Annotated in this window: 2 protein-coding genes and 1 pseudogene; 1 reads left to right on the top strand and 2 read right to left on the bottom strand. The window is 43.4% G+C overall.

Annotated features, from left to right (window positions below):
* Positions 1-411: 411 nt before the first annotated feature.
* Positions 412-1,296 carry a ZIP family metal transporter gene (locus QZ562_RS20640; RefSeq protein WP_293764530.1) on the top strand — a complete coding sequence of 295 codons (885 nt, stop codon included), beginning with the start codon at positions 412-414 and terminating at the stop codon, positions 1,294-1,296.
* A 725-nt stretch (positions 1,297-2,021) separates the two neighbouring features.
* Here QZ562_RS20640 and QZ562_RS20635 read toward each other — a convergent pair.
* Positions 2,022-2,927: a LysR family transcriptional regulator gene (locus tag QZ562_RS20635; RefSeq protein WP_293764527.1), complete on the bottom strand. Its 906-nt coding sequence runs from the start codon at positions 2,925-2,927 to the stop codon at positions 2,022-2,024.
* 130 nt (positions 2,928-3,057) lie between these two features.
* Positions 3,058-3,273, bottom strand: a pseudogene (locus tag QZ562_RS20630) (sulfite exporter TauE/SafE family protein); the annotation flags it as partial.

Below are 3,273 nucleotides of genomic sequence, written 5' to 3'. Positions count from 1 at the left end.
AACTCGCGATGTGGAGAGTGTGTGAGACATATAATAGTGATGAAAGAAAGCCGTGAGATGAGGGCTATAAAGTATACACTTCGTAGGCAGAGTCAAAAGTGTATAAGAGACAAAAATGGTTTAGGTACATAACGACGAAGGCGAGCATATTAGTGTGCAGGACGTTTTCTTATCTGTGATGTCGGCACCCGGCATCAAAATAGACTTTGCTTGATAACTTAAACGTCTTAGGCCTGACGCCTGATTTGTTGGCCTTTTTAGCACTCTCTAGAGGTTTCCATTAGAGGTTTCCATTAGAGATTCCCAGGTTTTGTGTAAATGACATAACTCAAGCATGATGAATGCCTGCAGATTCTCTAGCTACGGGCGCAGGGCGCCAAATTGGTGACATAATAAACATAAGGTGAGTCTATGGCATTACGATACTGGCTAGTTTTGACGATTCTGATTGGCAGTTTCGTTGCGTTGTTGCCCGGCATATACGTACGTTTGGCTGCGGGTGATCCGCACATAACAGGCGCGCTGCTAGGCGGTCTTTTTGCCGCTGCGGCGACCGCGCTGGGTACGATCCCTGCTATTTTGACGCGCCAGCTTTCGCAGCGTCTTATCGATACGCTTATGGGCTTTGGCGCTGGGGTTATGCTGGCAGCAACGTCGTTTTCATTGATTATTCCGGCACTGGAAACTGCCGCTGATCAGGGCGCAGGTTCCTGGCTGGCTGGCAGTATTGTTGGCGGTGGCATCATACTGGGCGCTTTGGGTTTGCTGATGATTGAGCGGGTTGTGCCCCATGAACATTTTGTCAAAGGCCTTGAAGGCGGCGCACGATCTGAGGTCAATATCGAGCAGGCAACAAGGCTTAAGCGGGTCTGGCTTTTTGTCATGGCAATTGTGTTGCACAACTTTCCTGAGGGCATGGCGATTGGGGTTTCATTTGCGGGGCCGGATCTGGTGGGTGCAAAGGCCCTGGCAGTGGGTATTGCGATACAGGATATCCCCGAAGGTTTTGTGGTTGCGTTGGCCTTGATGAGCGTTGGTTACAGCAGAGGGTTAGCGATTAGTGTTGGCGCTATTTCTGGTCTGGTGGAGCCTGTCGCAGCTCTGTTGGGCGTCGCATTGATCGGCCTTTCGGTTCACCTTTTGCCTTGGGGGTTAGCGATTGCGGCAGGTGCAATGCTGTTTGTAATCAGTCATGAAATCATTCCTGAATCCCATCGCGCTGGGCATGAAAGCTGGGCAACGGGTGGGCTTATCATCGGGTTTGTTTTAATGATGCTTCTCGATACAGCACTTTGAACACCAAGCCTCCGGTTCTGGCCCTATGACCGACGGATCAGTAATAATGTGATCGCAACGATTGGCCCGTTGCGATCACATTATTTGTTTGAATAGGCTTGTGTTTTCCACGGTTTTAACATATCTACGTGGGAGTAGGGCATCAGTCTCCAGAAATATTGTGGTATATGCGTTACAGATACCACAATATTTTGTTGGGTGATCTTCTGTACGGCTGACTAATTTATAGCGGACGTTGTGACTAAGACAACCTGTAATATTTTGGTTTACAGCCCTGGGCATACTGGTTTATTGAAAGGCACTCAGGCTGGTTAATAATAAGACACACATTCGGCCAAGTAATTGCACTGCTCTATGATGAAAACACATTACAGAATGCAGTGTTTTGTTGTGCGAGCATATTAAAGTTTGAAACCGAAACTCCATGAAACCCGCGATTTTGTGTACTTAGATTTTTCCCAGATTACGTAATGTTTGTAATTAGGAAAAGCCAAATTGTAAAATCTATAAAAGAGAGAAATTCATCTCTTTTGGCTGCATAAAAACTTTTTGAATGACTCAGGGCGTGAAGCGGTCATAGGACTGAATGAAACGCGATTGACTCCTGCTCACTCATTGCAAACATTAATTTCACTCAAAACTCCCTTAAAGTGTATTAAATGGTTTGTCTACGGGTAATTAAAAGTTATGAGGGACACTTCAAAACGCACCTTCAAAACTCGCCTTCAAAAGCTACACTCATTGATCATTTTGATTTTTTTAGCTTGAGCAATAAAGTCACTTAGGTAATCAATTTTTTGTTCGTCTTTACGGATACCTACGAAGATCTGTTTACTAATTCCACTCTTTCCAAAACGAATACTTTTGATAGGCATTGATTTTGAGTATTCATCCACTAGCCAGCCGGGCAATGCACAAATACCTCTGCCAGCGGCGACCATCTGCAACATGATCTCAGTTGTTTCAATGTATTTATGTTTCTTTACTGAGCACTTTGCAGGGTTAAGAAATTGACTAAAAATATCAAGTCTAAGTGGCTCCACAGGGTAGCTGAACAGGTTTTCATCGCTGAGTTGCTCCGGTAACACAAAATCTTGTTGTGCCAGTTTGTGAGACTCGGAAACGACGAGCCTATGCTCATATTCAAAAACGGGTATATAGTCTATTTTAGGCTTAAAAAGCGGATCTGGTGTAATAAGTACATCTATTTCGTAGCTAAGTAATGCACCCAAAGCCCCAAACTGAAACTCTTGCTTCACATCCATATCAATGTCAGGCCACTGCTCTAGATAAGGCTGTATGACTCTAAGTAGCCATTGATAACACGGGTGACACTCCATTCCTATTCTTAATGAACCCATCTCACCTTTGGAAATTTGATTTAATAATAATTCTGTGTGTAAAAACTGAGGCAGTACTCTATTAGCGAGCGTTTGAATGCGCTCTCCAGCAGGTGTCAGGCACAAGTTTCGACCATCTTTTTTCCATATCTGAGTAGCAAGTTGCCCTTCTAGTTTTTTGATACTGTGACTTAACGCAGATTGGGATAAGTGCAACGAATCAGCAGCTTTTGTTAGGGTTCCGTGATCTTTGATTGCAGTGAGTATTTCTAAATGGATCCTTTCTAACACCTGTTGACTCCTATATTTAGCTTTAAAGATGAACTACTGGCTTTAATGATGAACTACATTCATCGATTGATGAAGTTATATTATTTTTATTCATCAATCGAATCATTTACTATGTAGATAGAAACAAAGCTCATAATAAAAGTTGCACCAACATACGTAAACCAGTCAATAGTAATACTAAGGAAAAGATTCTTTTCAGTTTTACCGCATCTAATTTTGCAGCCAGTGATACCCCTACTGGTGCAAATAATACCGTTAGCGGCACAATACAAAGAAAGCCAAATAGATTGACCAAGCCAAATGTACCAGCTGGAGCATCGCTTGGTGTACTACCCAAAGTCAGCAT

This window comes from uncultured Paraglaciecola sp., from assembly GCF_913058035.1.
Taxonomy (GTDB): domain Bacteria; phylum Pseudomonadota; class Gammaproteobacteria; order Enterobacterales; family Alteromonadaceae; genus Paraglaciecola.
The sequence above is the reverse complement of the archived record's forward strand: the minus strand, read 5'-3'. Positions and strand labels throughout refer to the sequence as shown.